Below are 26,071 nucleotides of genomic sequence, written 5' to 3'. Positions count from 1 at the left end.
GATCGTGGAGCCGGGGCACCCACCTCTCGGCCAGGTGCGCGTCGCAACCGATCTTCCCCGGACCACTCCCCGTGACCGCCCGGCCGCAGTACGCTCGCCCTCCATGACCGACGCGTCGCCGGACGACCCGCACACGCCTGCGGTCTGCCTCGACGTCGGCTCCTGCTGGACCAAGGCCGTGCTGGTGCTGCCCGACGGGACCCCGGCCGGGTTCGCCGAGCACCCCACCACCCCCGACGTGCTCACCGGGGTCGACGCGGCGGTCGCCGCCGCGGCGGCCGCCGCGGGCCGGCGCAGGCGTGCCGCGCCGCGGGTGCTGGCCTGCTCCTCGGCCGGCGGGGCTCTGCGCCTGGCCGTGGTCGGGGCCGAGACGTTGACCGCGACCGAGGCCGGGCACCGGGTCTGCCGCTCCGCGGGGGCCCGGGTGGTCGGGGTGCACCCCGGTCCGCTGGAGCCCGACGCGGTGCTGGAGCTGTCGAGCCGCCGTCCCGGCGCGGTGCTGCTGCTCGGCGGTGCCGACGGGGCCGACCCGGCGGTGCTGCTGCACAACGCGGGCAGGCTGGCCCGCACCCGCGGGCACTGGCCGGTGCTGCTCTCGGTCGGCGAGGACGCCCGCGCCGACGCGCTCGGCCTGCTGCTGGCCGGCGGGCGGGCCGTGACGACCTGCCCCAACGTCACGCCGCAGCCGGGCCGGATCGTCGCCGGACCCGCGCGGGACGCCGTCGCCGCGCTCTACGCCCGGCACGTCCTCGGGGCGGGCACCGGCCGGTTCGGCGCGCTGGTCCGCTCCGGCACGCACGCCGCCGTCGGCGACGGGGCCGGGGTGCTGGCCCGGCTGACCGGGAGCGGGGTGCTCGTCGTCGACGTCGGGTCGGCGACCACCGACGTGCACCGCCACGGCCCCGGGTCCGGTCCGGCGGCCGCGACCGTGGAGGGCGACCTCGGGGTGCGCGACGGCGCCGTCGGCGTCCTGACGGAGGCCCAGACCGAGGGCATCGTCGACCCGGTCGAGGCCGACCTGCTCGGCCCGGCCGTCGCCACGCTGCAGGAGTCGCGGGCCACCGTCCCCGCCGACCGGGGGGCGGCGGCCGAGGACCGCCGGCTGGCGGCGATCGCGGCGGTGGTCGCGCTGCGCAGGCACCTGCGCCACACCGGCGTCCTCGCCGACCCCGCGCAGCCCGAGCCCGCCCCGGTCACCCCCGTCGACGCAGGTGAGATCGGTCTCGTCGTCCTCACCGGTGGCGTGTTCCGCCAGCGCGACGCGGCCGGGCTGGCTGCGGCGGCCCGCACGGTGCGCCACGACGCCGTCCTGGCCCCGTTGCTGGCCCGGGCGGAGGTGCGGGTCGACAGCGAGTCCGTGCTGGCCCCGGCCGGGCTGCTGGCCGCCCACGGCCGCGAGGTCGCGGCGAGCGGGCTGCTCGCCGAGCACCTGACGGGCTGATCACGCATGAGTTGACACCCCCGCACCGGCTCGCGACCATGGAGGCCGCGACATCGCCGGGCGCCGAGAGGCGCTGCAGCGGCCGTGACCGTCACCGGTCCGTCCGCCACGCTCGGGCCCGGCCGGCACGGACGAGAAAGGGCGCCTGTCTCCGACGAGGAGGGAGGACGCCGTGCCCCGTGCACGTCGCTCCTCCTCGCCGTCGGACCGCACCCGTCGTGCCGACGAGTACGACTCGATCGCCTGAGGAGGCGCACCCACCCCATGACCGATCACCCGAAGCTGCAGCACGCCGGCGGCCTGGACTTCGCGATCGCCGACATCTCCGAGGCGGAGTACGGCCGCAAGGACATCCGGCTCGCCGAGAACGAGATGCCGGGCCTGATGGACCTGCGCCGGGAGTACGGCGAGTCGAAGCCGCTGTCGGGCGCCCGGATCGCCGGGTCCCTGCACATGACCACCCAGACCGCGGTCCTCATCGAGACCCTCGTCGCGCTCGGCGCCGACGTCCGCTGGGTGTCCTGCAACATCTTCTCCACCCAGGACTACGCGGCCGCCGCGACCGTCGTCGGCCCGCACGGCACCCCTGAGGAGCCCAAGGGCGTCCCGGTGTTCGCCTGGAAGGGCGAGTCGCTGGAGGACTACTGGTGGTGCACCGAGCAGCTGTTCAAGTTCCGTGACGCCGACGGCAACGTCGTCGGCCCGAACATGATCCTCGACGACGGTGGCGACGCCACCCTGCTCGTGCACAAGGGCGTCGAGTTCGAGAAGACCGGCGTCGTGCCGAGCTTCGCCGACGACGACCTGTCGGTCTCCGACGAGGAGCGGGTCGTGTTCGACACCCTGCGCCGCAGCCTCGCCGAGGACCCGCAGCGCTGGACGACGATCAACTCCGACATCCGCGGCGTCACCGAGGAGACCACCACCGGCGTCAACCGGCTGTACCAGCTGGCCGAGCGCGGCGAGCTGCTCTTCCCGGCGATCAACGTCAACGACTCGGTCACCAAGTCGAAGTTCGACAACAAGTACGGCATCCGCCACTCGCTGGTCGACGGCCTCAACCGGGCCACCGACGTGCTGCTCGGCGGCAAGGTCGCGGTCGTCGCGGCCTACGGCGACACCGGCAAGGGCTCGGTCGAGGCGCTCGCCGGCCAGGGCGCGCGCGTCATCGTCGCCGAGGTCGACCCGATCTGCGCGCTGCAGGCGCTGCTCGAGGGCCACGAGGTCAACACCCTCGAGAACGTCATCGAGAAGGCCGACATCGTGGTGACCGCGACGGGCAACAAGGACATCGTCACGGTCGACCTGATGAAGCGCATGAAGCACCAGGCGATCGTCGCCAACGTCGGTCACTTCGACAACGAGATCGACATGGCGGGCCTGTCCCGCGTCGAGGGCATCAAGAAGATCAACATCAAGCCCCAGGTCGACGAGTGGATCTTCCCGGACGGGCACTCCATCATCGTGCTGTCCGAGGGCCGGCTGATGAACCTGGGCAACGCGACCGGTCACCCGTCGTTCGTGATGTCCAACAGCTTCTCCAACCAGGTGATCGCCCAGATCGAGCTGTTCACCAAGCACGAGGAGTACAACAACGACGTCTACCGGCTGCCGAAGCACCTGGACGAGAAGGTCGCGCGGATCCACGTGCAGGCACTCGGTGGCGAGCTGACCAAGCTCAGCAAGGACCAGGCCGAGTACATCGGCGTGGACGTCGAGGGTCCGTACAAGCCCGAGCACTACCGGTACTGAGCGAGTAGCCCGCGGATCGCGCATCGGTACTGAGCGAGTAGCCCGCGGATCGCGCATCGGTACCGCGTTCTCCGTTCCGACGGCGCGGTGGCCCCTTCCCGGGCCGCCGCGCCGTCGGCGTACCAGGAGGTCACCGTCGAGATGACGATCGAGGCCGGGTCGGGTGACGGCTGGGTCCACTGCGCCCTGGGGCACCGGCACTGGGGCCTGTTCGGCGCGGCCGGGCTGCTCGTGCGGCACCGTGACGACGCCGACCCGGTGGGCGTCGACCGGGTGCTGCTGCAGCACCGGGCGTCCTGGAGCCACCACGGCGGCACCTGGGGGATCCCCGGCGGTGCCCGGGACCGGGGGGAGTCCGCGGTGCAGGCGGCGCTGCGCGAGGCGGCCGAGGAGAGCACGCTCGACGTCGCCGGGCTGGCACCGGTGCAGGAGTTCGTCGACGACCACGGTGGCTGGAGCTACACCACCGTCGTCGTGCGGACGCCGGACGCGCCGCCGGTCCGGGTGCGGGGCGCGGAGAGCACCGAGCTGCGCTGGGTGCGCACCGACCGGCTGGGCGAGCTGGAGCTGCACCCCGGTTTCGCGACGAGCTGGCCCACGGTCTCGACCCTCGGCGCCTGACCCCTACGCTCGACCGTCGTGGGGAGACTGGTGGTCGTCGAGGGGCTCGACGGCGCGGGCAAGCACACGTTCACCACGGCGCTGGTCGCCGAGCTGGGCGGGCACGGCGCCTCGGTCGCCACGCTGGCCTTCCCCCGGTACGACGACGACGTGCACGCGGAGCTGGCCCGCGACGCGCTCTACGGGCGGATGGGCGACCTGGCCTCCTCGGTGCACGCGATGGCCGTGCTGTTCGCACTCGACCGGCGGGCGGCAGCCCCCGGCCTGCGCGACGCGCTCGCCGCCCACGACGTGGTGCTCGTCGACCGCTACGTCGCCTCCAACGCGGCCTACAGCGCTGCCCGGCTCGGGCAGGACGCCGCGGGCGAGGTCGTCGGCTGGGTCCGGGCGCTGGAGATGGACCGGTTCGGCCTGCCGGTCCCGGACCACCAGCTGCTGCTCGCCCCGCCGCGCGAGGTCGCGGCCGAGCGCGCCCGGTCCCGGGCGGCCGCCGACCCCGCCCGCACCCGCGACTCCTACGAGAGCGACGACGGCCTGCAGGCCCGCACCGACGCCGTCTACCGGGCCCTCGCGGCCGGGTCGTGGCTGAGTCCGTGGACGGTGCTCCACGACCCCGCCGTCACCCCATCGGCGCTGGTTCCCGCCCTGCTGCACGGGGCCTGACCGGACGACTGGGATAGTGGGGTCCATGAAGTCGCGCGTACTGGTGGTCGACGACGACCCGGCCCTGGCCGAGATGCTCACCATCGTGCTGCGGGGCGAGGGGTTCGAGACAGCGGTCGTGTCCGACGGCACGCGGGCGCTGCCCGCCGTCCGGGACACCCAGCCGGACGTGGTGCTGCTCGACCTGATGCTGCCCGGCATGAACGGCATCGACGTGTGCCGGGCGATCCGGGCGGAGTCCGGCGTCCCGATCGTGATGCTGACGGCCAAGAGCGACACCGTCGACGTCGTGCTCGGCCTGGAGTCCGGTGCCGACGACTACGTCGTGAAGCCGTTCAAGCCCAAGGAGCTCGTCGCGCGGATCCGGGCCAGGGTCCGCCGCAACGACGCCGAGCCCGCCGAGCAGCTGTCCATCGGCGAGATCGACATCGACGTGCCCGCGCACCAGGTCACCCGGGAGGGCCGGCCGATCGCGCTGACCCCGCTGGAGTTCGACCTGCTCGTGGCGCTGGCCCGCAAGCCGCGCCAGGTGTTCACCCGCGAGGTCCTGCTCGAGCAGGTGTGGGGCTACCGGCACGCGGCGGACACCCGTCTGGTGAACGTGCACGTGCAGCGGCTCCGGTCGAAGGTCGAGCGCGACCCGGAGCGCCCCGAGGTGGTCCTGACCGTCCGCGGGGTGGGGTACAAGGCCGGGCCTCCGTGACCGGCGCGCCGTGGGTGGTGCACCGGCCGTGGTGACGCGCCGCCGCGGACTCCGTACCCGGCTGGCCCGGCTGCCCGGCGCCCGGCGGGTCGCCCGCGTGCTGGGCCCGCTGCGGGTGCAGGCGCACGAGCTGGGTGCGCTCACCGCCGCGGCCTGGCGGCGGTCGCTGCAGCTACGGGTGGTCACCTCGACGCTGGCGCTGTCGTCGGCGGTGGTGCTGGTGCTCGGTCTGGTGCTGCAGAGCGAGATCGCCGAACGGCTGCTGCAGAGCAAGCTCGACGCCGCGATCTCCCAGTCGGACGCGAACCGGCAGGTCCTGGAGGGGCAGCTGGCGAGCGTCGACCCGGACCGCGAGGGCGTGCAGGAGACCCTGGACAGCGCCCTGGAGCGGCTGACCGACACCACCGGTCCCGGGCGGGCCGGGTCGGCCGGGGAGTTCAGCGCCGCGTTGACCACGGGATCGGCGAACGGGCCGGAGGTGTCCGCGGGCGACGTCGGCCAGATCACCGCGCGCCAGCAGGACATCACCGCCCGCGGGTCGCTGGACAGCCTGAACCGCCAGTACACGACCGTCGACGGCGTCCCGAACCTCGTCATCGGGCAGAAGATCGCCACCGCGGGCCGGGAGATGCAGTTCTACCTGCTGTTCCCGCTCAACGGTGAGCAGCTGACGCTCGGGCTGGTGCAGAGCACGCTGATCGTCGGTGGGCTGGTGCTGCTGGTGCTGCTGGCCGCGATCGCCAGCCTCGTCACCCGGCAGGTCGTGCGTCCGATCCGGCACGCCGCCGACGTCGCCGAACGCTTCGCGGGGGGACACCTCGACGAGCGGATGGCGGTCCGCGGCGAGGACGAGGTCGCCCGGCTCGCCGAGTCCTACAACGAGATGGCGGGCAGCCTCGCCGCGCAGATCGCCCAGCTCGAGGAGTTCGGTGCGCTGCAGCGGCGGTTCACCTCCGACGTGAGCCACGAGCTGCGCACGCCGCTGACCACCGTGCGGATGGCCGCCGACGTCCTCTACGCCTCCCGCGACGAGCTGCTCCCGGCGCTGCGCCGCAGCTCCGAGCTGCTGGTCACCGAGCTGGACCGGTTCGAGGAGCTGCTCGCCGACCTGCTGGAGATCTCCCGGCTCGACGCCGGTGTGGCCGAGCTGGGTGCCGAACGGGTCGACCTGTCCGCGGTGGTGCGGCGGGCGACCGACGCGGTGCGCGGCATCGCCGCCGACGCCGGCACCGACCTCGTCCTGGACCTGCCGGCGGGCGAGCTGATCGAGGCCGACCCGCGCCGGGTGGAGCGCATCGTGCGCAACCTCGTCGCGAACGCGATCGACCACGGCGAGGGCCGCCCGGTGGAGGTGACGGTGGCCGGTGACCGCGCCGCGGTCGCCGTGGTCGTGCGCGACCACGGCGTCGGGCTGCGCCCCGGCGAGGCCGACCTGGTGTTCAACCGGTTCTGGCGGGCCGAGGAGTCGCGGGCCCGGCGCAGCGGCGGCACCGGGCTCGGGCTGTCGATCAGCATCGAGGACGCCCGGCTGCACGGCGGCTGGCTGCAGGCCTGGGGCGAGCCGGGCAACGGCTCGGCGTTCCGGCTGACCCTGCCGCGCGAGGTCGGCGGGCACATCACCGCCTCGCCGCTGCCGCTCGGCCCACCGGCCGCGGACGCCGGGGAACGGCGCAACGGCAGCTCGGTGCCGACCCCGCCGCAGGGGATCGGCCGCGAGCTGCGTGAGGAGGACCTGTGGCGGCTGCGGGCCGAGGAGCACGCGCCGATGCAGCCCGCCGAGCGCGCCATCATCGACCCGGGCGGCGACCGGTGACCGCCCGGCCCGCGTGGGCGGCCCTGGTCGTGGCGGTCGTCGCCGCCGTGGTCGCCGGGTGCGCGACGGTGCCCCAGCAGTCCGACGTGCAGGTGCTGCGCCAGGGCGAACAGGCGGCCGAGCACGACCTGAGCGGCCCGATCGAGGACGACGAGCCGCTCGGCCTGGTCCGCGGGTTCGTCTACCGTTCCGGCTCGCCCGACGACCGGCATGCACAGGCCCGCCGCTACCTGACGGCGTCGGCGTCGGGATGGGACGACGCGGCGTCGCTGACCGTCCTGGACGACCGGTTCGACACCGTGGTGTCCCCGGACGGCGGCACCCCGGGCCCGGACCGGATGACGGTGCGGGTGCGGGGCACCCGGTTGGGGACGGTCGGGCCCGGCGGGGCGTTCGAGTCCTCGCCGCAGCGGGTCGAGGTCGACGTCGGGGTCGTCCGGGAGGGCGAGCACTGGCGGATCGACCGGCCGCCGCCCGGGGTGATGGTCCGGCTGGCGGACTTCCGCCTGTACTACAGGGAACTGCAGGCCTGGTTCGTCGACCCGGTCCGCCGGATGTTGCTCCCCGACGGGCACTACATCCGCAGCGGGCGTCCCGGCGAGCTCGCGATGGACGCCGTCGACGTCCTGCTGCGCGGGCCGTCCACCGGCCTGGCCGGGGCCGCGGTGACGATGTTCCCGGCGACCGCCCGGATCCGGTCGGCCACCACCGACCCCGCGGCGGGTACCGCGTCGATCGACCTGACCGGGGTGTCGGGGCTGTCCGTGCAGGACCGGGAGCTGCTCGCCGCGCAGGTCGCGCAGACCCTCGGCGGGGTGGGCGTCCCGCGGGTGGAGCTGCTGGCCGACGGCGGACCACTGGTCCCCGGCAGGCCGACGGTGGCTGCCGCGGACCAGGCCGACCTCGTCGCCGGCCCGGGCCGGGCCCCCGCCTTCCCCTACGTCGTCGACGGGGGCCGGGTACACCAGCTCAGCGCGACCGGCGTCAGCGCGCCGGTCGCCGGGCAGGCCGGGAACGGCTCGTTCGACATCACCGAGGCCGCCGCGTCCGCGCGCAGCGGGCGGATCGCCGTCGTGTCCCGGGAGTCGACGGGCACCCAGCGGCTGCTCACCGGCCCGCTGGGCGGCGAGCTGACCGCCACCCCGGTGTCCGGAGCGGAGGTCCGCTCGCTGAGCTGGAACGGGCCGGGCGACGAGATCTGGGCGGTCGTGGACGGCAGGCTGCGCCGGGTCCTCGTCCCGCGGACCGGGCCACCGGTCGAGGGCGCGGTGGACGCGGGCAGGCTCGCGCCGCTGGGCCGGATCGGGGACATCGCGCTGGCGCGTGAGGGCGGCCGGATCGCCGTCGTCGCCGACGGTGCGCTGCTCGTCGGCCCGATCGTCCCGCTGGAGGCCGGCGAGGTCGCCGTCGGGCCGCTGCGCCGGCTGCGCCCCGGCGACCTCGACGACGTGGTGTCGGTCGACTGGCACTCGGCGGACCGGATCGTGGTCGCCTCCGACTCCGACCGCCCCATGTCCGAGGTGAGCGCCGACGGGCTCCGTCTGGACCAGATCCCCGGGACGAACCTGACCGCGCCGCTGAGGGCACTGGCCGCCGCCGAGGGGCGCCCGCTGTACGTGACCGACCGGACCGGCCTGTGGAGCTACACCGGCAGCGAGTTCGACGCCTGGCAGCAGGTGGGCGGGACCGGGGCGGCCACCCAGCCGTTCTACCCCGGCTGACGCCGTCCCGGTGACCGGACCGCCGGCCTGTGGACAACTCCGGAGCATGTGGACAACCTGCCTCCGGCGGGCTCCGGCGGAGCCGCGGTGACGGTGCCCGGGGCGAGTATCGGTGCCGTGAACCCCACCCGAGCCCCGTCCCCGGCCACCGCCCTGCTGGACCTCCTGCTGCCCCGGACCTGCGGCGGCTGCGGTGCCGGGCCGCCCGGTGGCGGGGGCTGGTGCCCGGCCTGCGCGCAGGACACCCCGGGCCCGGTGCCGGTCCGGGTACCTCGCGCCGGCCGGGTCGCGGCGGCCGGGCGCTACCGCGGGCCGCTGCGCCGGGCGGTGCTGGCCTACAAGGAACGCGGCCGGCGGGACCTGGCGCCGGACCTGGCCCGGCTGCTGGTCGGCCCGGTGTCGGCGGTGCTCGCGCCGCGGGCCGACGGGACGCCGGACCCGACCGCGGTGCGCCTGGTGCCCGTCCCGTCCCGGCCGTCGGCGGCCCGGGTCCGCGGCGGCGACCACGTGGTGTGGCTGTGCCGGGCGCTGGCGCCGCTGCTGACCGCGGCCGGGCTACCGGCCCGCACCGACGCGGTCCTGGCCCTGCACCGCCGCGCCCGGGACTCGGTGGGGCTCGACGGCGCGGGCCGGGCGGCGAACCTGGCCTCGGCGCTGCACTCGGCCCGCGGCCGCGAGCCGGTTCCGGCGGCCCCGGGGGAGGCGGTGCTGCTGGTCGACGATGTCGTGACCTCCGGGGCGACGCTGCGCGCCTGCGGGGCCGTGCTCGCCGGGTGCGGGCTGCCCGCGGTGGGCGCCGTGGTGCTCGCCGACGCCTCGGCGAGGCGACGTCGACCGGACCACTGATGGTGACGGCTATCACATAAGGCGGCGGTCGCGGGCCGATCCCGCCGGGGGTCCACTGTGGTCGTCGGGCGCGCGATCGGGAGGTGGGTGCGCCAGTCCGGGGCGGTGGGTCACCCGGGTGCCGCGGGGTCGTCGCACACCGCGTCCGTCGGCACCAGGGTGTCCACCCGACGGGTCGGCGAACGACCTGTCCCGGAGGCAGATTTCCCGATAACGTCGGCCGAACTCCGACCGCTACCACATCAGGAGGAACGACCGCGAGCCCACCCCCTGGGGCCGTCGTCGGGTCCCGGGTTCAGCACGACTGAAGCGAGGGATGTTCGAGTGGAGATCGTCGTCACCGGCCGCAACGTCGAGGTGCCGGAGCACTTCCGTGGCCTGGTCCAGGACAAGTTGAGCCGCCTGGAGCGCCACGACCACAAGATCGTCGGAATGGAGGTGGAGCTCTTCCACGAGCCGAACCGCCGTCAGCAGAAGTCCTGCCAGCGCGTCGAGATCACCGGACGTGGCGGCTGCGGAGCGGTCGCCCGCGCCGAGGCCTCCGCCGCCGACTTCTACGCCGCACTCGACCTGGCCGTCGGCAAGCTCGCCGAACGGCTGCGCCGCTCCCACGACCGTCGCAAGCCCAGCCGCCGCGACCGCGTCGCCGCCTCCCGCGCCGCCGCCGACGCCTCGGCCGTCGCGCTGATGGAAGCGGCCCCTCCCATGACCGACACCATTCCCGCACCGCGCAGCCACGACGAGTCCCTGACCGACGACGAGCTGGCCCGCCTCGAGGAGCAGTGGGAGGCCGAGTACCGGCCCGGCCGCATCGTCCGCGAGAAGTCCCACCCGGCCACGCCGATGAGCGTCGACGAGGCGCTGTCGCGGATGGAGCTCGTCGGCCACGACTTCTACATGTTCTCCTGCAGCGAGACCGGCCGTGCCTCGGTCGTCTACCGCCGCCGCGGCTACGACTACGGCGTGATCCGGCTCGACGGCTGAGCACCCGCGCCCGACGGTGCCCCGTACCGCGGCGGGAAGCGCCTCCCCGCCGCGGCGCGGGCCATCGCCCGGGTGCCCGTACCATGGTCGGCGGGGTCGGTCCGCCGTGCGGCGCCGGCGCCGCGCCGGTGCCGTCCGAGGCGCCGGGACGCGGCGCGGAGACCGTGGTGGGAGGCCCCGTGTCCTGACCGCGACGTGAATGAGGTCGGCAGTGCCCTTCCTGAGTCGACTCCTCCGGGCCGGCGAGACCAAGCTGGTGAAGCGGCTCGCGAAGATCGCCGCGCACATCGACGGACTGGAGCCCGAGTTCGAGGGCCTCACCGACACCCAGCTGCGCGCCAAGACCGACGAGTTCCGTCGTCGCCACGCCGACGGCGAGTCGCTCGACGACCTGCTGCCCGAGGCCTTCGCCACGGTGCGCGAGGCCGCACAGCGCACGCTGGGCCAGCGCCCGTTCACCGTGCAGCTGATGGGTGCCGGCGCACTGCACATGGGCAACGTGGCCGAGATGGGCACCGGTGAGGGCAAGACCCTGACCTCGACGCTGGCCGTCTACCTCAACGCACTGCCCGGCGACGGCGTGCACGTGGTCACCACGAACGACTACCTCGCCAAGCGCGACTCCGAGACCATGGGCCGCATCCACCGCTGGCTGGGTCTCACCGTCGGCGTGATCCTGTCGGAGATGACCCCGGCGCAGCGCCGCGAGCAGTACGCCTGCGACGTCACCTACGGCACGAACAACGAGTTCGGCTTCGATTACCTGCGCGACAACATGGCGTGGAACACCGCCGACATGGTCCAGCGCGGGCACAACTTCGCCATCGTCGACGAGGCGGACTCGATCCTCATCGACGAGGCCCGCACCCCGCTGATCATCTCCGGTCCGGCCGAGCAGAGTGCCCGCTGGTACCAGGAGTTCGCGCGCCTCGCGCCGATGCTGTCCAAGGACATCCACTACGAGGTCGACGAGCGCAAGCGCACCGTCGGCATCACCGAGGAGGGTGTCGCGCTGATCGAGGACCAGCTCGGCATCGACAACCTCTACGAGTCCGCGAACACCCCGCTGGTCGGCTACCTCAACAACGCGGTCAAGGCCAAGGAGCTGTTCAAGAAGGACAAGGACTACATCGTCAACGACGGTGAGGTCCTGATCGTCGACGAGTTCACCGGCCGGGTGCTCGCCGGTCGTCGCTACAACGAGGGCATGCACCAGGCGATCGAGGCCAAGGAAGGCGTCGAGATCAAGCCGGAGAACCAGACCCTGGCGACGATCACGCTGCAGAACTTCTTCCGGCTCTACGACAAGCTCGCCGGCATGACCGGTACGGCCCAGACCGAGGCCGCCGAGCTGCACGAGATCTACAAGATGTCGGTCGTCTCGATCCCGCCGAACCGCCCGCGGGTGCGCGTCGACCAGTCCGACCTGATCTACAAGACCGAGCCCGCGAAGTTCGAGGCGGTCGCCGACGACATCGCCGAGAAGCACGAGAAGGGCCAGCCGGTCCTGATCGGCACGACGAGCGTCGAGAAGTCCGAGTACCTGTCGAAGCTGCTGCTGCGCCGCGGCGTGCCGCACGAGGTGCTCAACGCCAAGAACCACGCGCGTGAGGCGCAGATCATCGCCCAGGCCGGGCACGCGGGTGCCGTCACCGTCGCGACGAACATGGCCGGTCGCGGCACCGACATCATGCTCGGTGGCAACCCCGAGTTCCTCGCCGACCTGGAGCTGCGCAGCCAGGGGCTGGACCCGGTCGAGACCCGTGAGCAGTACGAGGCCGCGTGGGACGCGGTCCTCGACCGCATGCGCAAGCAGGTCAAGGCCGAGGCCGACGAGGTCCGCGCCGCGGGCGGTCTCTACGTGCTCGGCACCGAGCGCCACGAGTCCCGGCGCATCGACAACCAGCTGCGCGGCCGCTCCGGCCGCCAGGGCGACCCGGGCGAGTCCCGCTTCTACCTGTCCCTGGGCGACGAGCTGATGCGCCGCTTCAACGGCCAGGTCGTCGAGTCGATCATGAACCGGTTCAACCTGCCGGACGACGTGCCGATCGAGGCGGGGATGGTCACCCGCGCGATCCGCAGCGCGCAGACCCAGGTCGAGCAGCAGAACTTCGAGATCCGCAAGAACGTCCTCAAGTACGACGAGGTCCTCAACCAGCAGCGCAAGGTCATCTACGACGAGCGCCGCCGGGTCCTCGACGGCGAGGACGTGCAGCGCCAGACCCGCAACATGCTCGAGGACGTGATCCACGCCTACGTCGTCGGGGCCACCGCCGAGGGCTACTCCGAGGACTGGGACCTCGAGAAGCTGTGGACGGCGGTCAAGGGTCTGTACCCGATCCAGCTCGACTGGCGCACCGTCGCCGAGGACATCGACGACCTGTCGGCCGAGGAGCTCGAGCGGGTCATCCTCGCCGACGCCGAGGCCGCCTACGCCCGGCGTGAGGCCGAGATCGACGCGCTCATCGGCCCGCAGGGCGGCATGCGCGAGCTCGAGCGCCAGGTCCTGATGCAGGTCATCGACCGCAAGTGGCGCGAGCACCTCTACGAGATGGACTACCTCAAGGAGGGCATCGGGCTGCGGGCGATGGCCCAGCGCGACCCGGTGATCGAGTACCAGCGCGAGGGATTCGACATGTTCTCCGCGATGCTCGAGGGCATCAAGGAGGAGACGATCGGGCACCTGTTCAACGTCGTCGTCCAGGTGCAGCAGCCGGCCGCGCCCGTCCAGGAGGCCGAGCCGGAGACGACCGAGATCCCGGTCGTGCGCCGGGTCCCGGCCGAGGACCCCGCCGAGTCCACCGTGGTCCTGCCGAACCTGTTCCGCACCAGCCCGCCGCAGAACCTGCAGTACAGCGGTCCGGGTGAGGACGGCGGGGTCGCGCGTCGCGGTGACGGCGGAGCGGCCGCCCCGGGAACCGGTCGTACCGGCCGCCGCCAGGTGCCGGCCCGCGGCAACGGGGCCTCCCCGAACGGCGACGAGGGCGTCAACCGCGCCGAGCGGCGTCGCGCGGAGAAGGCCCGCCGGCGGCGCTGAGACCGTGCGCCGTCCGGCGGACCTCGCACGGGCGGGCATCCCGCGCGGGTCTCACACGAGCCGGACGGCGGTGGCGAGCCACCGGCCGTCCGGTGTGCGGTCGAGCCGCAGCGCCAGGGCACGTACCCGCCCGGCGACGGTGACGGTCGCGCAGACCTCGGCCACGTCCGGCCGGGGCAGGCCCACGTGCACCCGCGGCACCCGGCGCGCGGTCGGTCCGCCCGGACGCCCGCAGCCGGGGGCACCGGCCCGTCCACCGGCGCCCGAGAGGCCACGGGACCGGTGGCCCGAGTGCACGAACCGGGCCGCGGTCAGGTAGCGACGCACCGCCGGGGTGGTGACGGCCGCGACCCCCTCCGGCGGGCGACGCCCGGCGAGCACCTCGGTCAGCAGCCGGATGATCCCGGTGGCCGGGGCCCGTACCCGGGCGAGGTCGGCCGGGGAGACGTCCTCGGGCACCGTCGGCACCGGGGAGGGGCGGACCGCCTCGCGCGGTGCGGGCGCCGGTCCGGAGGACATCCGGAAGCCACCGGGCAGCACGACGACGACCCCCGGCGCGAGCGGTTCGGGCACGTCGGCGGGCGTGCGGGCCAGGAGCGGTGGAGGTCCGGACGGCAGGGCCGGCGCCGGCTCCTCGGCGGCCCCGGGGCGGGCGGTGTCGGTCGTCGTCGTGGTCACGGCGTCAGACTGCGGCGCGCCCCGACACCACGGCGGGAACCGGCCCGCGTCCGCCACCGGACCGTCCGGCTCCGCATGATCCGGCTCCGCACGATCCGGACCAGCGTGATCCGGCGGGTGGGTCGGGCCGCGCCTGATCCGTCGGTGTGGGTGCGGCCGTGCGTGGCCCACCACGGCGACGCCGGGCGGTGTTCACGAACGCGACCGGCTCCGCCCGACCGCGCCCGCCGGGCCCGGCCCCGTCCTACCCTCCCGCGATGCCTGCACCCCGCCCACCGGGACGGATCGATCTCACCCCGCCCCGTCTCGTCGCCGCGCCCGATCCAATGGAGGGCCCCGCGGAGTCGCTGGCCGACCTCGTCGTCCGGGCCGGGGCGGCGGTGCTCGCCGAACGTCGCCGGCGGACCGGATCGCACGGCCTCGGCGTCACCGGGTTCGCCGTCCTCGACGTGCTGCAGCGGTGCGGCGGGCTCGCCCAGCGCGAGCTCGCGGCCCGGGTCGGGGTCGCCCCGACCAGCCTGACCCCGGTCGTCGACGCGCTGGAGGCGGCCGGATCGGTGGCCCGCCGCGGCGACCCGGCCGACCGGCGGGTCCGGCTCGTCGCGCTCACCGACGCCGGACGGGACCGGTGGCGCGCCGCCCGTCCGGACGGTCGCGGGCCGTGGCTGCGGGAACCACCGGACGGACTCGACGCCGCCGTCCGCGACTATCTGGTCGCGGTGATCGTCGACCTGGAGCAGGATCGGTCCGACGCGACGTGATCGGCAGGGGAGTGCGATGGGGCGGACCGCGGTCGAGGTGGTCGACCTGGTGAAGCGGTATCCGAAGGCGAAGGGCAACGCCGTCGACGGCCTGTCGTTCTCGGTGGCCGAGGGCGAGGTGTTCGGGCTGCTCGGCCCCAACGGCGCCGGGAAGACCACGACCGTCGGCGTGCTCACGACCCGCGTGGTGCCGACCTCGGGCACGGCCCGGGTCGCCGGTCTCGACGTGCGCGCCGACGCCGTCGCCGTCTGCGCGAAGCTGGCCGTCGTCCCGCAGCGCCAGAACCTGGACCGGTCCCTCGGCGTCCGCGACAACCTGATCTTCCACGCCGCCTACCACGGTGTCGGTCGGGTCGAGCGCAACCGCCGCGCCGACGAGCTGCTGGAGCGGATGGGGCTGACCGACAAGGCGAAGGCGGTCGCCGACGACCTCTCCGGCGGTCAGGCCCAACGCGTCATGATCGCCCGCGGACTCATGCACCGGCCGGAGGTGCTGTTCCTCGACGAGCCCTCCACCGGCCTGGACCCGCAGGCTCGGCTGTTCGTCCACGACCAGATCGGTGGCCTGCGCGCCGAGGGCGTGACCGTCGTGCTGACCACCCACGACATGGACGAGGCGCACAAGCTGTCGGACCGGATCGGGATCGTCGACCACGGCAGGCTGCTCGCCCTGGACACCCCGGACGCGCTGGTCCGGTCGCTGCCGGGGAGCGCGACGGTGGAGATCGTCGCCGACCACGGCCCCGGTGCGGCGGAGACGCTGCGGGCGGCGCTGGCCGGGCTGGGCGGTGTCGCCCGCGCCGAGACCCCGCCGGGCCGCGGTCCGGGGGAGAGCGGCACCGCGACGGCGTTCCGGCTGTCGGTCACCGGGGAGCCGGCGGCGTTGCTCGCACCGGCCGTCGACCTGCTCGGCAGGCACGGTGCCACGGTCCGCGACGTCAGCCTGGGGCAGGCGACGCTGGAGGACGTGTTCATCGACCTGACCGGGAGGGACCTCCGATGACCGGGCGCGCCTTCCTGGCGGTGCTGCGTCGCGACCTGTTCGTCACCGGTCGGGAGCTGCCGTCGTTCCTCGCCCAGACGCTGGTGCAGCCGTTCTTCTTCCTGCTGGTGTTCGTCGTGGTCCTCGGCCGCGGCGGCTTCGTCGCGCCCGAGTACGGGCAGATCATGCTGCCGGGTCTGATCGCGCTGAACGCGATGTTCGGCGCCCTGCAGGCGGTGACGCTGCCGCTGGTGTTCGAGCTGTCCTGGACCCGGGAGATCGACGACCGGCTGCTCGCGCCGATGCCGGTGTGGGCCGTCGCCGTCGAGAAGATCGTCTTTGCGGGGCTGCGCGGCCTGCTGGCCAGCCTGCTGATGGTGCCCATCGGCTTCCTGATGATCGACATCCGGTGGCCGGTCGACGGGCTGGCGCCCGCGCTGCTGATGGTGGTGCTCGGGAGCCTGCTCGGTGCGGCGATGGGGCTGACCATCGGCACCGCGGTGCCGCCGCGGCGGATCAACATCCTGTTCGCGGTGATCTTCACGCCGCTGCTGTTCACCGGCTCGGTGCAGTACCCGTGGCTCACGCTGGCGGACCTGCGCTGGTTCCAGGTGCTGTCGGCGCTCAACCCGCTGACCTACGTCAGCGAGGGGATCCGCGCGTCGCTGGTGCCGCAGGTCCCGCACATCCCGCTGTGGGTGTGCGTGCTCGTCCCGATGGCGGCGATCGTGCTGTTCACCCTGCTGGGGATCCGCGGCTTCCTGCGCCGCGCGCTGGACTGAGCCGCGGCGGTCGAGCGGCGGAGCGGCGGCACTGAGCCGCGGCGGTCGAGCGGCGGAGCGACAGCACTGAGCGAGGGCCCCGGGCGGCCGCGACACTCGGTACCGTCGGTCGGGTGGCGGACACCCGGCCCCTGCGCGGCCTGATCGTCGACTACGGCGGTGTCCTCGACGACCCCGCCGACGGTGCCCTGCTGCTCGCCTACGCCCGTCGCGCCGCGGCGGCGGGGATCCGCACCGCGCTGTTCTCCGGCGCGCACGCGGTGCCCGACGAGGTCGCCGCGGCGTTCGGCACGGTGCTGCTCGGCGCGGTCCGCGGTGCCCGGAAGCCGAGTCCCGACTCCTTCGCCGCCGTCGCGGCGGAGCTGGGCCTGCCCGCGGGGGACTGCGTCGTCGTCGACGACATGGGGGCGTGTGTGCGCGGCGCCGCCGCTGCCGGGGCGGTCGGGGTGCGGCACACCGGCGCCCAGACCACCCTCGGCGAGCTGGAGGTCCTGCTCGGGGTCCCCGCCCGGGGCTGAGCCGCCCGGGACCGGGCCGGCCGGGGCGCGACGTGCGGAGGCGCCGCCCGCGGTGAGCGGACGGCGCCTCGTGGGCGGCCCGGCGGTCGGCCGGGTCGGTCGTGCTCTGCTTACTGCTGCGGAGCCCTACTGCTGCGGAGGCGGCGGCGGGGCCTCACCCGGCGCGGGCGGCGGCGGGGCCTGCCCGTCCGGGCCCGGCTGCTGGGCGGTGGTGTCGCCGGTGCCGGTCTTCTCCCGGGCGAACTTCGTCGCCGCGTCGATCTGGCCGTCGTGACCGGCGTACTTCTGCTTCGCCGCGTCACCGGCCTTGTTCAGCGCCTGGTCGACCTTGTCGTCGTGCTGGCCGAGCAGTTCCTTGGCCTTGTCCAGGAAACCCATGCGCCCCATGCTGGCCCGGTCAGCGCCGGGGCGCAGCGCCGGGGCGTCGCTCGTTCGGGTGGTGGTGGCCGCTGGTCGACGAGCGGAGCCGTGCGTGCTCCGGGCGGAGGTCGTCGACCCGGGTGACGCCGAGCAGCTGCATCGTGCGCTCCACCTCGGCCCGCAGGATCTCCACGGCGCGCGCCACCCCGGCCTCGCCCCCGGCCATCAGCCCGTACAGGTAGGCGCGGCCGACCAGCGCCGCGCGGGCGCCGAGCGCGACCGCCGCGACGACGTCGCCGCCGTGGGTGATCCCGGTGTCCACCAGGACCTCCGCGTCGTCGCCCAGCTCCTGCACCACCGGCTCGATGAGCTCGGCGGGCACCGGGGCGCGGTCCAGCTGGCGCCCGCCGTGGTTGGACAGCAGCACGCCGTCGGCGCCCGCGTCGGTGACGCGGCGGGCGTCGGTGACCGACTGGACGCCCTTGACCACCAGCTTCCCGGGCCAGGCGCCGCGCAGCCACGTGACGTCGTCGAGGGTCAGGGCCGGGTCGAACACCCGGTTGATCACCTCGTACGGGCTGCCGCCGCCCGCGGCGAGCGACTCGAACGTCAGTGGCTCAGTGGTGAGCAGGTCGAACCACCAGCGGGGGTGCCGGGCGCCGTCGACGAGGGTCCGCAGCGACAGCGCGGGCGGAATGGACAGGCCGTTGCGGGCGTCGCGGCGCCGGTTGCCGCCGACCGGGGTGTCCACGGTGAGCAGCAGCGTGTCGTAGCCGGCCTCCCGTGCCCGGGAGACGAGCTCGTGGGCGACCGAGCGGTCGCGCCACAGGTAGAGCTGGAACCAGTGCCGCCCGCCGCGCCCTGCCTGCGCGACGCCCTCGATCGTCGTGGAGCCCATGGTCGAGAGGGCGTAGGGGATCCCGGCCCGGGCGGCGACGGCGGCGACCGCGCGCTCGCCCTCGGTGTGCATCATGCGGGTGAAGCCGGTCGGGGCCAGCGCGAACGGCAGCGACGAGCGCCCGCCGAGGACGTCCCGGCCGGTGTCCACCCGGGAGACGTCGGTGAGCACGGTCGGCGAGAACTCCACCGAGGCCCACACCTCACGGGCCCGGCGCAGGCTCACCTCGTCCTCGGCCGCCCCGTCGGTGTAGTCGAACACCGCCCGCGGCGCCCGCCGCCGGGCCAGCTCGCGCAGGTCCCCGATGCGCGACGCGCGGGCCAGCCGGGCCGCCGTGCGGTCCAGGGTGAACGGGGCGGGCTGCAGCAGCGGCGCGAGCTCGGACGGGCGGGGAATGCGACGGCGCACCATCGCCCCGACACTAGGTGACCACTCAGCGTCGGCGCAGCAGCTCGTAGGCGGCGACGGCACCGGCGGAGGCGACGTTGAGCGACTCGACCCCGCCGTACATCGGCAGCGAGAGGATCCCGTCGAGCCGGGAGCGGACGTCCTCGGTCAGGCCGTCGGTCTCGTTGCCCAGCACCAGGGCGACCCGGGGTGGGAGCGACGCCTCCAGCAGCGAGTCGCCGCCGGCGTCGAGCCCGAACACGCCGAACCCGGCCGCGTGCATGAGGTCGACGCCCTCGGCGGCGGTGGCGCAGCGCAGCACGGGCGCGGCGAACGCCACCCCGGCCGATGCCTTGATCACCAGCGGGTCGATGGCGGGCACCCCGCGGCGGGGCAGGAGCACGCCGTCCAGACCGGCGGCCGTCGCGCTGCGCAGGATCATCCCGACGTTCGACGGGTTGGTGACGGCGTCGAGGACCAGCACCGACGCCGGCCGCCGGGTGCCCAGATCGGACAGGAAGTGCTCCAGCGGCGACATCCGCGGGGCGACGACGTCGGCCAGCACACCCTGGTCGTGGCGCCCGTTGCCGGCCAGCACCTTCACCCGCTGCGCGGTCGCGCGCTGCACCGGCACCCCGCGGTCACGGGCGGCCGCGGTGATCTCGCGCTCGCCGCCACCGCGCACCGTGTCGGCCAGCACGACCTTGTCGACCTCCAGGTCGGGGTCGGCCAGTGCCTCCAGGACGGGCTTGCGGCCGTAGACCGTGATGAACCGGTCCTTCGGGGAGACCGCACCTGCATCGCTCACGGGGAGAAGCGTCGCACGTAGGATCGCGGCCATGCCGTCCCGGCTCTCCGCACTCGACGCGTCCTTCCTGTACCTGGAGGAGGCGACCACCCCGATGCACGTCGGCGGGGTCGCCGTCTTCGAGCGCGCGGACGACGGGTTCGACTACGACCGCCTGGTCGAGCTGATCGAGCAGCGGATCGCGCTGGTGCCGCGCTACCGGCAGAAGGTGCGCCACGTCCCGGTCAACCTCGCGCGTCCGGTGTGGGTGGACGACCCGGAGTTCGACATCGCCTACCACGTGCGGCGCTCCGCGCTGCCCCGTCCGGGCAGCGAGGACCAGCTGACCGACCTGGTCGGACGGCTGATGTCCCGGCCGCTGGACCACACCCGTCCGCTGTGGGAGATGTACCTCATCGAGGGTCTCGGCCCCGCCGGGGACGGCGGCACCGGCCGGGTCGCGATCCTCACCAAGACCCACCAGGCGATGGTCGACGGGATCTCCGCGATCGACATCGGCCAGGTCATCCTCGACGTCTCCGCCGAGCCACGGGCCACCCCGGACGAGCTGTGGATGCCGCGCCCGGAGCCGACCGACGGGCAGCTGGTGCTCGACGCGATCTCCGAGGCCGTCACCCGCCCCACCGAGATCGTGGACAACGTCCGGGTCGCCGCGGGGGACGCGCTGGCCACCGTCGGCAAGCTCGCCGGGGCCGCGGGCAAGGTCCTGAACATGGCCCGGACCGCGGGTCGTCGCGCGCCAGGGCTGCCGCTGAACGCCGAGATCTCCACCCAGCGCCGGTTCGCGCTGGCCCGCACCGACCTGGAGGACTACCGCAAGGTCCGCGCCGCCTACGGCTGCGACGTCAACGACGTGGTGCTCGCCGTGATCGCCGGTGCCCTGCGGACCTGGCTGATGTCACGCGGCGAGCCGGTCGCCGGGTCGTCGTCGGTGCGGGCGCTGGTGCCGTTGTCGGTGCGCGGCGAGGGCGACGTGCCCAGCTCGGCGGCCGGCGGGTCGCTCGGGAACCGGGTGGCCTCGTTCCTGGTGGACCTGCCGGTCGGCGAGCCGAGCCCGCTGGTGCGGCTGCACCAGGTCACCCACCAGATGCGCGAGCACACCGACACCGGCGACGCCGTCGGTGCCGACACCCTGGTCCGGATCGGCGGGTTCGCCCCGCCGACGCTGCACGCCGTCGGTGCCCGCGCCGCGAACGGGATGGCGCGGCACTTCTTCAACCTGGTCGTCACCAACGTCCCCGGGCCGCAGTTCCCGCTCTACGCGGCCGGGGCGCGGATGCTGGAGATGTTCCCGGTGGTCCCGCTGGCGAAGGGTCAGGCCGTCTCCATCGGCCTGACCAGCTACGACGGCGGTGTCTACTACGGCCTGAACGGGGACCGGGACGCCATGGGCGACCTGGACGTACTGGCCGGGATGGTGGACGAGTCGCTCGAGGAGCTCCTCGAGACACTGCGACAGTCGGGGTGAGCCCCGTCAGAGGAGAGCACCGTTGAGGATCTACCTCCCCGCAACCTGGCCGATGCTGGCCCGCGCCGTGAAGACCGGGAACTTCGAGCCGCTCGGCGGCACCGCTTTCGCGCTCACCCCGAAGCTGCGCGAGTCCTACACCGCGGGTGACGACGAGGAGCTCGAGTACGCCGCGATGAACGAGGCGGCGCGGGCGTCGCTGCGGCTGCTCTCGGTCGAGTTCGGCCTGGGCGAGAACGACACCCCCGCCCGCCGGGTCGTGGTGTCCGCCGACACCGACGACGTCACCCTGCGCCCCGACCTCGACGACGGCGCGGTCCGGGTGACCGGCCCGGTGCCGCTGTCGAAGATCGCCGCCGTGCACGTCGACCTGCCGGAGGCCGAGCACGCCGTCCGGGAGGCGGCCGGTGCGGTCGACAAGGCCGACCTGGGCGACATGGACGCCGAGTTCCTCGTCGGCGAGGCCGAGGACCACGAGCTGGCCTGGTACGACGGCACCGAGCTGCCGTTCCTGGTCGAGCTGGGCTGAGTCCTCCGGGTCCTCCGAGTCCTCAGCCTGCGGGTGCGGGTCGGGTGGAGGAGCGCACCACCAGCTCGGGGGAGAACACGACGCTGCGCTGCTCGCCGCCGAGCAGCAGCTGCGCGGCCTCGACCCCGAGCCGGCGCGCTGGCTGGGCGACGGTCGTGAGCGGGACGCTCGCGGTCTCGGCGAAGGAGATGTCGTCGTAGCCGACGACCGACAGCTCGTCCGGGACGGCGACGCCGCGGCGCACGCAGGCGTTGAGCACCCCGATGGCCAGCAGGTCGTTGGCACAGAACACCGCGGTCGGGCGCGTCGCGGCCGGCAGCGCGAGCAGGTCGTCCAGGACGCGCGCACCGGTCCGGATGGTGAGCTCGTCGACGTCGATCACGTGCACCGGCTCGCGGCCGCGGAACGCCGACCGCAACCCGTGCAGCCGGTCGACGACCTGGCGCAACCCCGACGGACCACCGGCGAAGGCGATGCGTTCGTGCCGGGTGTCGCTGAGCAGCTCCCCGACCAGGGCGCCACCTCGGACGTCGTCGACGGCGACCGAGGCGAACCCCGACCCCGAGGGCACCCGGTCGACGAACACCACCGGCGGGCGGGACCGGCGTGACGCGAGCTGGGCGGCGCCGGCGACCTCGTGCACCGGGGAGAGCAGGATGCCGCCGACCTGCTGCTGCAGGAGCCGGTCGAGGTGGCGGGCCTCCCGCGCGGGGTCGCCGGCGCTGTTGCAGACCACCACCTGCGCGTGATGGGCCTCGGCGACCTCCTCCGCGCCCTCGACGATCTCGCCGAAGAACGGGTTGGTGACGTCGAGGACGACGACGGCCACGGTGCGGCTCATCCCGGCGCGCAGCTGCCGGGCCGGCTCGCTGCGCACGAACCCGAGCTCCTCGATGGCCCGCTCGACCCGTGCCCGGCGCTCCGCGCCGACCCGCTCGGGCCGGTTCAGGACGTTGCTGACCGTGCCGAGCGAGACGCCGGCCAGACGCGCGACGTCCTTGATGCTGGCCACGGACCACCCTCCGGCCGACCTGGGGTACCCGCCCACGGTAGCCGTCGTGCACGGTGACCCTCCGCACCCACCGGGGCGAGAAGGGTCACCGTGCACGGGCAGCGGTCCCGACCCGGGGGCCGCGGCCGACCTCACGGAACTCACGGCCGCACGGCTCCGGGCCGCAGGCGAGCCCACCGGCCCGGAGCGGGCCCGGTCACGCGCCGGGGGATCCGGCGCGGTCCGTGGCGGGCCGGGCGACGGTGTCGGAGAGGACCTCGCCGTAGCGCTCGATCTCGAGCTGGGTCAGCGTCTTCCCGCGGGTGTCGGGCGACCAGACCGCGCCGACCACCAGCGACAGCAGGAGCAGCCCGATCATCAGCAGCCCGACCGCGGGGACACCGCTCGTGGCGAGCATGACCGGGAAGAAGTAGCTCAGGAGACCGATCGACACACGCGCCGCGAAGAACAGCACGCCCTGGGCGCTGGCCCGGTACGGCGTGGCGAAGAGCTCGCTGGTCCACAGCGCGTAGAACGCCTGGGCGCCGATTCCCGCGGACACGCCCCAGGAGACCGCGAAGAGGAGCAGCACGGGCAGCGTCGCGTCGGCGAAGACCAGCAGGACCCACGCGAACACCCCCAGCACCGCGCCGAGGACGTACAACGTCCGACGGCTCATCCGGTCGGCATAGCGCTGGAAGCCGAAGTAGGTCGCGAGCAGCGTGCACGTCCAGAGGAGCACCTGGAGCAGGTTCTGCTCGACCTCGCTCTGGACACCGGCGGTCTCGTAGACGCGGGGCATGAAGATGCCCATCTGGCCGGCCACGATCCCCCAGAACCCGTAGATGCCGAACAGGAAGGCGAGGGCCTTGATGTTGGTGCCGCGCGAGAACAGCTCCCGCAGGCCGCGGCGCGGCGCCGGTGTGCCGCCCTCGGAGGCACGGGCGGCCTTCCACAGCGTCGACTCGCTCAGGCCCCGCCGGATCCACCAGACCACGGCCGCCACCAGGAACAGGTGGAAGAAGACCAGGCGCGCCCCGAGCAGCCCGAGCGGGGCGGTGAGCACCACGGCGAGCAGGAACCCCACGACCGGGCCGGCGGACCACGCGAGCTGGGCCGCGCCGACGTGCTTGGCGCGCTGGTGTGCGGGTGCCTCCTCGGCGATGTAGGTCCACGACGCCGGGACACCCGCTCCGACGGCGATGCCGGTGATCAGGAACGCGGCGAGCAGCATCGGGAAGCTGACCGCGAACGTCGCGATCAGGACGCCGACCATGAACACCACGAGGTCGTAGGTGTAGATGAACTTGCGGCCGTAGCGGTCGCAGAGCGGGCCGCCGATCGCGGCTCCGATGGCCGCGCCGAAGGCGTTGGCACTGAACGCGGCGAGCAGTCCGACGGCGAAGTCGTCGATGCCGAAGGCGTCCTGCCACAGGGAGAGGCTGGTGGCGATGGCGATGATCGCACCGGCCTCGATGTAGTTGGACATGGCGACGGCGGCCGTCGCCTTCCATCCAGTGGTGCTCGTGCTTCCGATTCGCATCGTCGCAGCCCTCTCAGGGGTCGGAAGGTGGGTCGGGGTCAGTCGAGGTGGAAGTACTCGGTGAGACGGTCCAGTCCCTGGTCGGGGCGGGCGCCGTCGCCGGTGGAGACGAGGGGGGCCATCGCGGCCTGCCAGCGCGCGTTGACCGGCTCGCCGTCCATGCCGGCCAGTGCGGCCGCGAAGTCGTCGCAGACGACTACGCCGACGACGAGTGCGGCCTCGGGCTTCACGAACAGCGAGTAGTCCCGCCAGCCGTGCCGGCGCAGGGCGTCGAGCATCTCCGGCCACACCTCGCGGTGTGCGGTCAGGTACTCGTCGACCCGCTCGGGCCGCAGGTGCATCAGGAAGCACACGCGCTCGGCCACCGGAATCCCCCTCGATCCGCCGCAATAATGAACCGTTTCACCCCCGCGGTCGGCGCAGTGTGACACAGCGCACCGACGGCAAGCAAGGGCCTACGAGCACGACGTTTCGTGGTCGAGGCGAGACTCGGGTTGACCGGATCCTCGCTGCAACCGTACGGTCTCGCTCTGACATTGATTCGTTTCAATTCGCGGCCACCATGAGGTGGTCTCGTGTCGAACACACCGGGGTGATCACCGATGACGCCGTCCGAGACGGTCCTGTCCGCGTTGTCCGCGCAGACGATCGAGCTTCCGAGCTGGGCGTTCGGGAACTCGGGCACCCGGTTCAAGGTGTTCGGGCAGCCGGGCACCGCGCGGAACCCGTTCGAGAAGGTGTCCGACGCCGCGACGGTGCACCGCTTCACCGGGCTGGCCCCGCGGGTCTCGCTGCACATCCCGTGGGACCGGGTCGAGGACTACGCCGCGCTGTCCGCGCACGCCGCCGACTCCGGTGTGCGCATCGGCGCGGTCAACTCCAACCTCTTCCAGGACGACGACTACCGCCTGGGCTCGCTGACCCACCCGGACCCGCTGGTCCGCAAGAAGGCGATCGCCCACCACGCCGAGTGCGTCGAGGTCATGCGCGCCACCGGGTCGACCGACCTGAAGCTGTGGCTGCCCGACGGCACCAACTACGCGGGCCAGGACGACATCCGCGCCCGCCAGGACCGCCTCGCCGAGTCGCTGTCGGAGATCTACGCGCTGCTCGACCCGGACATGCGGCTGCTGCTGGAGTACAAGTTCTTCGAGCCGTACTTCTACACCACCGACGTGCCGGACTGGGGCACCTCGCTGCTGCACTGCCTGGCGCTGGGGGACCGCGCCCAGGTCGTGCTCGACACCGGTCACCACGCGCCGAACACCAACATCGAGTTCATCGTCGTGCAGCTGCTGCGCGCCGGGCGGCTGGGTGCGTTCGACTTCAACTCCCGCAACTACGCCGACGACGACCTGATCGTCGGCGCCGCGGACCCGTTCCAGCTGTTCCGGATCATGAACGAGATCGTCGGCAACGACGCCCTGAGCGGCCAGGGCGTGAACTTCATGCTCGACCAGTGCCACAACATCGAGCCCAAGATCCAGGGCCAGATCCGCTCGGTGCTCAACGTGCAGGAGGCCACCGCGAGGGCGCTGCTCGTCGACCGCACCGCGCTGCGCGAGGCGCAGGCCGCCGGTGACGTCCTCGGCGCCCACCAGGTGCTCGTCGACGCGTTCACCGCCGACGTCCGCCCGCTGCTCGCCGGGTTCCGCGAGGCCCGCGGCCTGCCCGTCGACCCGTTCGCGGCCTACCGCGCCTCCGGTCACGACCAGCACCTCGCCGCGACCCGCGTCGGTGGCGAGCAGGCGTCCTGGGGCGCCTGATGACCGCCGCCGACCCGAC

General features: G+C 73.8%; 24 protein-coding genes. 17 read left to right on the top strand and 7 right to left on the bottom strand.

Going from position 1 to position 26,071, the window contains the following annotated elements; translation table 11 throughout:
* The first annotated feature begins 103 nt into the window (after positions 1 to 103).
* From FVA95_RS04260 to secA, 10 genes are all read left to right on the top strand, one after another.
* Positions 104 to 1,441 (top strand): glutamate mutase L, encoded by a 1,338-nt coding sequence (locus FVA95_RS04260; protein ID WP_149663030.1) that lies wholly within the window; start codon positions 104 to 106, stop codon positions 1,439 to 1,441.
* A 264-nt stretch (positions 1,442 to 1,705) separates the two neighbouring features.
* Positions 1,706 to 3,193, top strand: a complete 1,488-nt coding sequence (ahcY, locus tag FVA95_RS04255; protein ID WP_020622194.1) for an adenosylhomocysteinase — start codon at positions 1,706 to 1,708, stop codon at positions 3,191 to 3,193.
* Between the two features lie 87 nt (positions 3,194 to 3,280).
* Positions 3,281 to 3,814 carry an NUDIX hydrolase gene (locus tag FVA95_RS04250; protein ID WP_240051262.1) on the top strand — a complete coding sequence of 178 codons (534 nt, stop codon included), beginning with the start codon at positions 3,281 to 3,283 and terminating at the stop codon, positions 3,812 to 3,814.
* A gap of 18 nt (positions 3,815 to 3,832) precedes the next feature.
* On the top strand, positions 3,833 to 4,477 hold the full coding sequence (locus FVA95_RS04245; RefSeq protein ID WP_149663029.1) for a dTMP kinase: 645 nt from the start codon (positions 3,833 to 3,835) through the stop codon (positions 4,475 to 4,477).
* A 25-nt stretch (positions 4,478 to 4,502) separates the two neighbouring features.
* The gene (gene mtrA / locus FVA95_RS04240) at positions 4,503 to 5,180 is read left to right on the top strand and encodes an MtrAB system response regulator MtrA (RefSeq protein WP_020622190.1); all 678 of its coding nucleotides are present in this window, start codon (positions 4,503 to 4,505) and stop codon (positions 5,178 to 5,180) included.
* 28 nt (positions 5,181 to 5,208) lie between these two features.
* Positions 5,209 to 6,993: an MtrAB system histidine kinase MtrB gene (gene mtrB / locus FVA95_RS04235; protein WP_370460828.1), complete on the top strand. Its 1,785-nt coding sequence runs from the start codon at positions 5,209 to 5,211 to the stop codon at positions 6,991 to 6,993.
* Positions 6,990 to 8,714 (top strand): LpqB family beta-propeller domain-containing protein, encoded by a 1,725-nt coding sequence (locus FVA95_RS04230; protein ID WP_149663028.1) that lies wholly within the window; start codon positions 6,990 to 6,992, stop codon positions 8,712 to 8,714. Before mtrB ends, FVA95_RS04230 begins: the two co-directional genes overlap by 4 nt.
* Positions 8,715 to 8,831: 117 nt before the next feature.
* Positions 8,832 to 9,560, top strand: coding sequence for a ComF family protein (locus FVA95_RS04225; RefSeq protein WP_161992196.1), 729 nt, complete (start codon positions 8,832 to 8,834; stop codon positions 9,558 to 9,560).
* A gap of 324 nt (positions 9,561 to 9,884) precedes the next feature.
* Positions 9,885 to 10,544: a ribosome hibernation-promoting factor, HPF/YfiA family gene (gene hpf / locus FVA95_RS04220; RefSeq protein ID WP_020622735.1), complete on the top strand. Its 660-nt coding sequence runs from the start codon at positions 9,885 to 9,887 to the stop codon at positions 10,542 to 10,544.
* 211 nt (positions 10,545 to 10,755) lie between these two features.
* Positions 10,756 to 13,581 carry a preprotein translocase subunit SecA gene (secA, locus tag FVA95_RS04215; protein ID WP_368667298.1) on the top strand — a complete coding sequence of 942 codons (2,826 nt, stop codon included), beginning with the start codon at positions 10,756 to 10,758 and terminating at the stop codon, positions 13,579 to 13,581.
* A gap of 51 nt (positions 13,582 to 13,632) precedes the next feature.
* On the opposite strand, the gene FVA95_RS04210 is transcribed toward secA, so the two are convergent.
* Positions 13,633 to 14,259 (bottom strand): Rv3235 family protein, encoded by a 627-nt coding sequence (locus FVA95_RS04210; protein WP_149663025.1) that lies wholly within the window; start codon positions 14,257 to 14,259, stop codon positions 13,633 to 13,635.
* Between the two features lie 257 nt (positions 14,260 to 14,516).
* Between FVA95_RS04210 and FVA95_RS04205 the strand changes: the two genes are divergently transcribed.
* From FVA95_RS04205 to FVA95_RS04190, 4 genes are all read left to right on the top strand, one after another.
* Positions 14,517 to 15,020: a MarR family winged helix-turn-helix transcriptional regulator gene (locus FVA95_RS04205; RefSeq protein WP_149663024.1), complete on the top strand. Its 504-nt coding sequence runs from the start codon at positions 14,517 to 14,519 to the stop codon at positions 15,018 to 15,020.
* A gap of 16 nt (positions 15,021 to 15,036) precedes the next feature.
* A complete protein-coding gene (locus tag FVA95_RS04200; protein WP_149663023.1) occupies positions 15,037 to 16,023 on the top strand; it encodes an ABC transporter ATP-binding protein in 987 nt (328 codons plus the stop codon).
* Positions 16,020 to 16,784 carry an ABC transporter permease gene (locus FVA95_RS04195; protein WP_149663022.1) on the top strand — a complete coding sequence of 255 codons (765 nt, stop codon included), beginning with the start codon at positions 16,020 to 16,022 and terminating at the stop codon, positions 16,782 to 16,784. Before FVA95_RS04200 ends, FVA95_RS04195 begins: the two co-directional genes overlap by 4 nt.
* Before the next feature lie 113 nt (positions 16,785 to 16,897).
* Positions 16,898 to 17,302, top strand: coding sequence for an HAD-IA family hydrolase (locus tag FVA95_RS04190; RefSeq protein WP_240051261.1), 405 nt, complete (start codon positions 16,898 to 16,900; stop codon positions 17,300 to 17,302).
* Between the two features lie 126 nt (positions 17,303 to 17,428).
* Here the strand turns inward: FVA95_RS04190 and FVA95_RS04185 are convergent, their stop codons facing one another.
* The 3 genes from FVA95_RS04185 to FVA95_RS04175 are packed head-to-tail and all read right to left on the bottom strand — an operon-like array spanning position 17,429 to position 19,788.
* Positions 17,429 to 17,680 carry an antitoxin gene (locus FVA95_RS04185; RefSeq protein WP_020622727.1) on the bottom strand — a complete coding sequence of 84 codons (252 nt, stop codon included), beginning with the start codon at positions 17,678 to 17,680 and terminating at the stop codon, positions 17,429 to 17,431.
* Positions 17,681 to 17,699: 19 nt separating this feature from the next.
* Complete coding sequence (locus FVA95_RS04180) at positions 17,700 to 18,971, bottom strand: alpha-hydroxy acid oxidase (protein ID WP_149663021.1); 1,272 nt, start codon at positions 18,969 to 18,971, stop codon at positions 17,700 to 17,702.
* A 22-nt stretch (positions 18,972 to 18,993) separates the two neighbouring features.
* A complete protein-coding gene (locus tag FVA95_RS04175; protein WP_075310372.1) occupies positions 18,994 to 19,788 on the bottom strand; it encodes an RNA methyltransferase in 795 nt (264 codons plus the stop codon).
* On the opposite strand from FVA95_RS04175, the gene FVA95_RS04170 reads away from it, so the two are divergent.
* On the top strand, positions 19,787 to 21,223 hold the full coding sequence (locus tag FVA95_RS04170; RefSeq protein WP_149663020.1) for a wax ester/triacylglycerol synthase family O-acyltransferase: 1,437 nt from the start codon (positions 19,787 to 19,789) through the stop codon (positions 21,221 to 21,223). The genes FVA95_RS04175 and FVA95_RS04170 overlap by 2 nt on opposite strands.
* Positions 21,224 to 21,245: 22 nt before the next feature.
* The gene (locus tag FVA95_RS04165; protein WP_149663019.1) at positions 21,246 to 21,752 is read left to right on the top strand and encodes a hypothetical protein; all 507 of its coding nucleotides are present in this window, start codon (positions 21,246 to 21,248) and stop codon (positions 21,750 to 21,752) included.
* Positions 21,753 to 21,774: 22 nt separating this feature from the next.
* Here FVA95_RS04165 and FVA95_RS04160 read toward each other — a convergent pair whose 3' ends face one another.
* From FVA95_RS04160 to FVA95_RS04150, 3 genes are all read right to left on the bottom strand, one after another.
* Positions 21,775 to 22,764, bottom strand: a complete 990-nt coding sequence (locus FVA95_RS04160; protein WP_149663018.1) for a LacI family DNA-binding transcriptional regulator — start codon at positions 22,762 to 22,764, stop codon at positions 21,775 to 21,777.
* Between the two features lie 196 nt (positions 22,765 to 22,960).
* Positions 22,961 to 24,286: an MFS transporter gene (locus FVA95_RS04155; RefSeq protein WP_149663017.1), complete on the bottom strand. Its 1,326-nt coding sequence runs from the start codon at positions 24,284 to 24,286 to the stop codon at positions 22,961 to 22,963.
* Between the two features lie 38 nt (positions 24,287 to 24,324).
* Positions 24,325 to 24,651, bottom strand: coding sequence for an L-rhamnose mutarotase (locus tag FVA95_RS04150; RefSeq protein ID WP_368667297.1), 327 nt, complete (start codon positions 24,649 to 24,651; stop codon positions 24,325 to 24,327).
* A gap of 237 nt (positions 24,652 to 24,888) precedes the next feature.
* Here FVA95_RS04150 and rhaI point away from each other — a divergent pair, with 237 nt between their 5' ends.
* On the top strand, positions 24,889 to 26,052 hold the full coding sequence (gene rhaI, locus FVA95_RS04145; protein ID WP_149663016.1) for an L-rhamnose isomerase: 1,164 nt from the start codon (positions 24,889 to 24,891) through the stop codon (positions 26,050 to 26,052).
* Positions 26,053 to 26,071: the final 19 nt, after the last annotated feature.

It is taken from the genome of Pseudonocardia sp. EV170527-09 (assembly GCF_008369905.1).
GTDB lineage: Bacteria > Actinomycetota > Actinomycetes > Mycobacteriales > Pseudonocardiaceae > Pseudonocardia.
This window is presented reverse-complemented; position numbering and strand designations above follow the sequence as displayed.

Excerpts from the sequence above, each read along its gene's own strand:
- FVA95_RS04260 (WP_149663030.1), top strand. The coding sequence starts at position 104 with ATGACCGACGCGTCGCCGGACGACCCGCACACGCCTGCGGTCTGCCTC.
- ahcY (WP_020622194.1), top strand. The coding sequence starts at position 1,706 with ATGACCGATCACCCGAAGCTGCAGCACGCCGGCGGCCTGGACTTCGCG.
- mtrA (WP_020622190.1), top strand. The coding sequence starts at position 4,503 with ATGAAGTCGCGCGTACTGGTGGTCGACGACGACCCGGCCCTGGCCGAG.
- FVA95_RS04205 (WP_149663024.1), top strand. The coding sequence starts at position 14,517 with ATGCCTGCACCCCGCCCACCGGGACGGATCGATCTCACCCCGCCCCGT.
- FVA95_RS04200 (WP_149663023.1), top strand. The coding sequence starts at position 15,037 with ATGGGGCGGACCGCGGTCGAGGTGGTCGACCTGGTGAAGCGGTATCCG.
- FVA95_RS04195 (WP_149663022.1), top strand. The coding sequence starts at position 16,020 with ATGACCGGGCGCGCCTTCCTGGCGGTGCTGCGTCGCGACCTGTTCGTC.
- FVA95_RS04185 (WP_020622727.1), bottom strand. The coding sequence starts at position 17,680 with ATGGGTTTCCTGGACAAGGCCAAGGAACTGCTCGGCCAGCACGACGAC.
- FVA95_RS04180 (WP_149663021.1), bottom strand. The coding sequence starts at position 18,971 with ATGGTGCGCCGTCGCATTCCCCGCCCGTCCGAGCTCGCGCCGCTGCTG.
- FVA95_RS04170 (WP_149663020.1), top strand. The coding sequence starts at position 19,787 with ATGCCGTCCCGGCTCTCCGCACTCGACGCGTCCTTCCTGTACCTGGAG.
- FVA95_RS04175 (WP_075310372.1), bottom strand. The coding sequence starts at position 19,788 with ATGGCCGCGATCCTACGTGCGACGCTTCTCCCCGTGAGCGATGCAGGT.
- FVA95_RS04155 (WP_149663017.1), bottom strand. The coding sequence starts at position 24,286 with ATGCGAATCGGAAGCACGAGCACCACTGGATGGAAGGCGACGGCCGCC.
- rhaI (WP_149663016.1), top strand. The coding sequence starts at position 24,889 with ATGACGCCGTCCGAGACGGTCCTGTCCGCGTTGTCCGCGCAGACGATC.